Source organism: Bacillus sp. FJAT-22090 (assembly GCF_007676755.1).
Classification (GTDB): Bacteria; Bacillota; Bacilli; order Bacillales_A; family Planococcaceae; genus Psychrobacillus.
This window is the reverse complement of record NZ_VEBK01000010.1, coordinates 150,635-156,823: the sequence shown is the minus strand read 5'-3', so window position 1 is coordinate 156,823 and position 6,189 is coordinate 150,635. Positions and strand designations below refer to the sequence as shown.

5 protein-coding genes are annotated in these 6,189 nt (G+C 39.4%); 2 read left to right on the top strand and 3 right to left on the bottom strand.

Annotated elements, in window-relative coordinates; translation table 11 throughout:
• Positions 1–243: 243 nt before the first annotated feature.
• Complete coding sequence (locus FS486_RS13600; protein ID WP_144512096.1) at positions 244–1,641, bottom strand: dipeptidase; 1,398 nt, start codon at positions 1,639–1,641, stop codon at positions 244–246.
• 129 nt (positions 1,642–1,770) lie between these two features.
• Between FS486_RS13600 and FS486_RS13595 the strand changes: the two genes are divergently transcribed.
• Together FS486_RS13595 and FS486_RS13590 are read left to right on the top strand one after the other, a co-directional pair.
• Entirely contained in the window at positions 1,771–3,039 is a 1,269-nt protein-coding gene (locus FS486_RS13595; RefSeq protein WP_313957000.1) for a hemolysin family protein, read from the top strand.
• A 123-nt stretch (positions 3,040–3,162) separates the two neighbouring features.
• Complete coding sequence (locus FS486_RS13590) at positions 3,163–3,711, top strand: RNA polymerase sigma factor (protein WP_144512095.1); 549 nt, start codon at positions 3,163–3,165, stop codon at positions 3,709–3,711.
• Between the two features lie 670 nt (positions 3,712–4,381).
• Here FS486_RS13590 and abc-f read toward each other — a convergent pair.
• Both abc-f and FS486_RS13580 read right to left on the bottom strand, forming a co-directional pair.
• Complete coding sequence (gene abc-f, locus FS486_RS13585) at positions 4,382–5,950, bottom strand: ribosomal protection-like ABC-F family protein (RefSeq protein ID WP_144512094.1); 1,569 nt, start codon at positions 5,948–5,950, stop codon at positions 4,382–4,384.
• Positions 5,951–5,983: 33 nt separating this feature from the next.
• Positions 5,984–6,166, bottom strand: coding sequence for an SE1832 family protein (locus FS486_RS13580; RefSeq protein WP_144512093.1), 183 nt, complete (start codon positions 6,164–6,166; stop codon positions 5,984–5,986).
• Between the last annotated feature and the right edge of the window lie 23 nt (positions 6,167–6,189).

Below are 6,189 nucleotides of genomic sequence, written 5' to 3'. Positions count from 1 at the left end.
AATTGAAGAAATATATTTGATGTAAAGGCAGCTTCAAGGAGTAGGGATGTAATTATTATCCTTTATAAGTAAGAAAGTGGCTGAACGAGACCAATTGTAGTATGGGAGCAACCAAATCCATGTTGAGAGCGACCAAAATGTATTCGAACGTAACCAATTCATCAACGAGAGCAACCAATTATGCAAATAGAATAATTTACTGATAAAAAAACAGATGGATTATTGAAATCCATCCGTTTTGTATTATTTTTTAAGTTGTTCTTTTGAAAGATCTGCTAATTCATGGTAGTAGTCGCCAATTACGCGAAGACCTTGGTCAAAGTTTTCTAAATGAAAATGTTCGTTAGGTGCATGGAAGTTTTCAGTTGATAATCCGAAGCCCATTAACACTACTGGGAGGCCGAGAATTTCATCGAAAGCTGCTACGATCGGGATAGAGCCTCCACCGCGAGTGTAAGCTGTTGGTACATTGTATACTTTTTCATAGCTGCGACCAGCTGCTTGAATTGCTGGATGATCGAAAGGTGTGATAAATGGTTTTCCTTTATCAAACTCAGTTACAGTGACTGTAATACCGGCTGGTTTATTTTTTTCAATATGTGCTTTTAGTTTAGCTACAATTTCATCTGGATCTTGATCAGGAACTAAACGGCAAGTAATTTTAGCGCCAGCTTCACTAGGTAAAACAGTTTTAATGCCTTCTCCTGAGAATCCTCCGAATACGCCATTAATCTCCAAAGTAGGACGGACCCAAACGCGTTCTAAATGAGAGTAACCTTTTTCACCGAATAGCTCGTCAACTCCAACTTCTTTTTTCAATTCCTCTTCATCGAATCCGAGCGCTTTATACGCTTCTCTTTCTTCATCTAGTAGGGGACGTACATTTTCATAGAACCCTTCTACTTGAATAGTTCCTTCAGCATCACGGAAAGAATCTAAGATGGATACAAGTGCATGGATGGAGTTTTGGACACCGCCACCATAAAGGCCGGAGTGCAGGTCGCCTTTTGCACCTTTCACATCAATCTGTACACCGCAAAGTCCGCGCAAGCCATAGCATACTGCCGGTTGACCAGGACCTTGCATTCCTGTATCGGAAATGACAATAACGTCTGCAGCAAGTTTTTCTTTATTTTCTTCTATATACGCTTCTAAGTTAGGACTGCCAACTTCTTCTTCACCCTCAATTAAAAACTTCACGTTTACAGGAAGTGAGCCTTCTGTTTGAAGAAGTGCTTCCACTGCTTTAACATGCATAAACACTTGACCTTTGTCATCGCTTGCACCGCGAGCATATAATTTATTGTCTCGTACTTGTGGCTCGAAAGGTTCTGATTCCCATAAATTTAGAGGATCAACAGGTTGCACGTCATAATGACCGTAAATTAACATTGTTGGTTTGTCCTCTGCATGTAGCCAATCCGCATAGACAACAGGGTGACCGTTAGTTTTATCAATGACTACGTTTTCTAACCCAGCTTCCTGTAACGAACCTGCAAGCCATTGTGCACCTTTTTGCATATCTTCTTTATGTTCAGACAAAGAAGAAATACTAGGAATGCGTAAAAATTGTTTTAACTCGTCTAAATGTGTTTCTCTTTTTTCTGAAAAATACTTATCTAATGCTGTAAATTGGCTCACTTGAACCCCTCTTTTCTAAGAATTTCGTGAATAGAAATAGTATAGCATAAGATTTATGACAACTAAATTCCTAATATGCTATAGTAGTAAAAAGAACTATGGATCGAAGTTATTTAGGAGGATAAAAAATTGTACATAGAATTTGTACTATTAGTATTTGCATTACTTGTTTCATTCTTTTTATCAGGAAGTGAAACAGCTTTAATGACTGTAAATAGGATGAAGGTCCGGCTTCGAGCTGAACAAAGCGACAAGGCTGCTGGAAAACTGCTTGTTCTCTTATTAAAGTCGGACCGTATGATTATCACTATCTTAATTGGAAATACAATTGCAAACGTAGCAGCGACCGTATTAGTTATTCTCATAGCTGAAAATTATCAGTGGAACATTGTGTGGTCTGTTGTCGTCTTAACTATAGTGATTATTTTATTTGCTGAAGTGCTTCCAAAAACAATAGCCGCAACTTTTTCGGAAAAAATTGTGTATATAGTTGCTCCAATGATTCGATTGTTGATCTGGTTATTAAAACCGATAACATTTTTAGTTGCTGGACTTATAAATATGATGATCCGAATTGGTTCTAAAGGTGCAATAAAGGAAACGACTATCACTAAAGAAGAACTTTTGAATATGGTAGATATCGCTTCGACAGATGGTACATTTGAAGAAGAAGAATCGGAGCGTATTAAAGGAATTTTAGACTTTCCGAATAAAGATGTATCAGATGTGCTGTCCACCCATCGTACGGAAATGGTTGCTCTTCCTTTAGAGGCTACATATGTAGAAGCGCGGGATACGATACTCGAGCACTCCTACACAAGATACCCTGTATATGAGGAAGACTTAGACACGATTGTCGGTATGTTTTATTCGAAAAAGTTAATTGAATGGTCGATGGATCCATCGTTAAAATTAGAGACAATTATTGATAAAGAGCCATTGTTTGTTGTGCAAACATTGAGTGTTGAAAAAGTATTTGAACTAATGCTCACTCATAAAAAGCATATGGCGATCGTTTTAGATGAGTACGGTGGAACACTAGGTATCGTCACGCATGAAGATTTAATCGAAGAAATGATTGGTCAACAAATAGAAGACGAAACTGATGATGATGAGGAAATTTTAATACATGAAATGACGGAGAACCGCTTAATCTGCGCGGGACGCATGGAAATAGATGAAGTGAATGAACTGTTTAAAGTATCTATTGTGAATGAAAATGAAACAATCGGAGGCTTCGTACTGGACCAGCTTGGACATGTTCCAGAAGAAAACGAACAATTTACATACGAGAATTTATTGATCGAAATAAATGAAATGGATCGTAGCCGTATTGTCACATTAACTATCACTAAAAAAGAAGAATCCATAGAAGTTGTTGAAGCACAAGAGGGTTAAATTCCTTCTTGTGTTTTTTTAACTTACACGTTTGTAATTATATTGAAAGAGAATACGATAGAGTGTAATGTAAACGTTTGGCATTATAGAGTTATAAAGAAACGCCGAGCGGAGGAATAAAAAATGCAAGTCAAAATTGAAGAAATTTATGAAGAATATAACCGATACATATATTATCTATGTTTGAAACTAACGAAAAATCAAATAGATGCAGAAGACCTCATGCAAGAAGTATGGATGAAAGTTGTGCGATATGAATCATATATGAAAGAAGTCGACCATGTTAAAGCCTGGTTAACGACTATTTGTATGAATACATTCCGTGACAGATATCGTAAACAAGTAAGAAGAAGTAAATATGTTGCAAATCAACCGGAACAATTAGATATTTCCCTCCTAGATTTAATCGCGGCAGATGTGTTGTCTGTAGAAGAGCAATTAGAAAAAGAAGATGTGGGAGAAATCATTCGATCAAAAGTCGCTGAATTAGATGGTATCTATCAAAAAACAGTAATGTACTTTTATGTGCATCAATTTTCATTAATCGAAATAGCCGAGGTGATGAAAGTTTCAATAGGTACAGTGAAGTCCAGATTATTTAGAGCGAAGCAGCGATTAAAAGAGCTTATTATGAATGATGAAATTGCCAAAGATTCATTAGTCTTAGCTTAATATGAAAAATCCTCTCCCATTTTTAAAACGGGAGAGGATTTTTTTGTAGCGGATATCCGAGCATACACATCGCGTATCCGATCACAAACCTGCGCTATACGAACATACAAATGCCGTCCGAGCAAAGGAGAGGCGTATCCGATCATAAACAGCGGTTATCCGATCGTAAATCCGCGCTATCCGAACATACAAATGCCGTCCGAGCAAGGAGAGTTGCATCCGATCGTAAACAGCGGCCATCCGATCCTAAACCCCGTGCATCCGAGCGTAAACAGGGATTAGCCGATCCTAAACCCAGTGTATCCGATCGCAAACCCGCGCTATCCGAACATACAAATGCCGTCCGAGCAAAGGAGAGGCGTATCCGAGCAGAAACAGCGGCTATCCGATCGTAAACCCGCGCTATCCGAGCATAAACGGCGGTTATCCGATCCTAAACCCGCGCTATCCGAACATACAAATGCCGCCCGAGCAAAGGAGAGCCGTATCCGAGCGTAAATAGCGGTTATCCGATCCTAAACAGCGGTTATCCGATCCTAAACCCCGAGTATCCGATCGTAAACCAGCGCTATCCGAGCAAACCCCGCCATCCGCAACGAACCCCCACATTTCTCATCTCCTAATACAAAGAAAACCCCTAAGCATCAAGTGCTCGGGGGTTCTAACAGACCTATTCTTCTACAACCTCTTTACCAGTGGAAAACCATTCTTCTACGTTCCATACTTTTGTGACTAAGCCTTCGTAAAATTCAGGCTCATGGCTTACAAGTACGATGGTGCCTTTAAATTCTTTCATTGCGCGTTTTAGTTCTTCTTTGGCATGGATGTCCAGATGGTTTGTTGGCTCATCGAAAATCAGCCAGTTACTTTCTTCCATCATTAGTTTACATAGACGTACTTTTGCTTGTTCTCCACCACTTAAACTAGATAGGGGACGGGAGATATGTTCGCTTTTTAAACCGGTACGGGCTAGTGCAGCACGAACTTGGTTTTGCTCCATGCTTGGATACGTTTCCCAGATAGATTCAATTGGTGTAATGTTCCCGGCTTTGACTTCTTGTTCGAAGTAAGAAGGGTATAAGAAGTCTCCTCGAATTACTTTTCCGCCTAGTGCTGGAATTTTACCAAGCATTGTTTTTAGTAAGGTAGATTTACCGATACCGTTCATCCCGACAAGCGCAATTTTTTCTCCACGTTCGATTGTGAATGTAAGTGGAGGGAGCAGAGGATTATCATAACCGATCTGCAAATGATCCGCTTCTACAACATAGCGGCCAGAACTTCTAGATTCTTTAAAGCTAAACTCTGGTTTGGCTGCTGTTTCTGGACGATCAATGCGTTCTATGCGATCCAGTTGTTTTTGGCGAGATTTTGCACGTCCAGTAGTAGAGTATCGTGCTTTGTTCTTCGCGATGAAATCTTCTTGCTTTTTAATGAATTCTTGTTGTTTTTCATATGCATCAATATGCTGTCTTTTGTTCAATTCAGCAAGCTCTAAAAACTTCTCATAAGATGCCGTGTAGCGTGTAAGTTTTGAGAATTCTAAGTGGAAAATAACGTCTACAATGCCATTCATGAATTCTGTGTCATGCGAGATCAATAGAAAAGCATATGGATAGTTCTTTAAATAATTGGATAGCCAATTAACATGCTCTTCGTCTAAATAGTTGGTTGGCTCGTCCAATAAAAGAACTTTTGGCTTCTCTAATAAAAGCTTTGCCAACAGAACCTTCGTACGCTGACCACCAGAAAGAGCCTCAACGGGACGGTCTAAACCAATGGCATCTAGCCCAAGACCACGAGCGACCTCTTCTACTTTCATGTCTAATGAATAAAAATCGCCTGCATCTAACACATCTTGTATTTCTGCCATTTTTTCTAATAACACTTCTAATTCTTCAGGCGTTGCATCGGCCATTTTAGCGATAATTTCATTTAGCTCTTCTTCCTTTTTGTAAAGGGGTAAGAAAGCATCTCGCAGTGTATCGAACATAGAACGTCCTTGTTGTAGACGAGTATGCTGATCTAAATAGCCATAATGAGTTCCAGGTAGCCATTCAACACGCCCTTCATCATAGATGATTTCACCTGTTAAAATGTTCATAAGCGTCGATTTCCCAACGCCGTTTGCACCAACGAGTCCAACATGTTCACCTTCCACTAAGCGAAAAGAAACCTCTTTAAAAAGAGTTCGATCTCCGAATGTATGTCCTAAATTTTCTACGTTAAGTAAGCTCATTTATTGTTTCCTCCAAAAAGAAAGCCCGGCAGATTATAGGTCCGCGAGCTGTTTGTTTAGTTCTGCAAGGTCTTCTTCCATTTTGGCAAGTCTACGTTCGGCATTTTCTACTTGAGTGGGGTGGCCATTGGACTCTAGCTTTTCCATGTCACCTTGTAAACGAATGTAATCCATCTTTAACTCAGCAATCTCCGCTTGTAGTTGGTCTTTTGTCATTGAATATTCACCTTCAGCTTTTT

Coding starts and splice junctions, on each gene's coding strand:
- FS486_RS13590 (WP_144512095.1), top strand. CDS start 3,163: ATGCAAGTCAAAATTGAAGAAATTTATGAAGAATATAACCGATACATA.
- abc-f (WP_144512094.1), bottom strand. CDS start 5,950: ATGAGCTTACTTAACGTAGAAAATTTAGGACATACATTCGGAGATCGA.
- FS486_RS13580 (WP_144512093.1), bottom strand. CDS start 6,166: ATGACAAAAGACCAACTACAAGCGGAGATTGCTGAGTTAAAGATGGAT.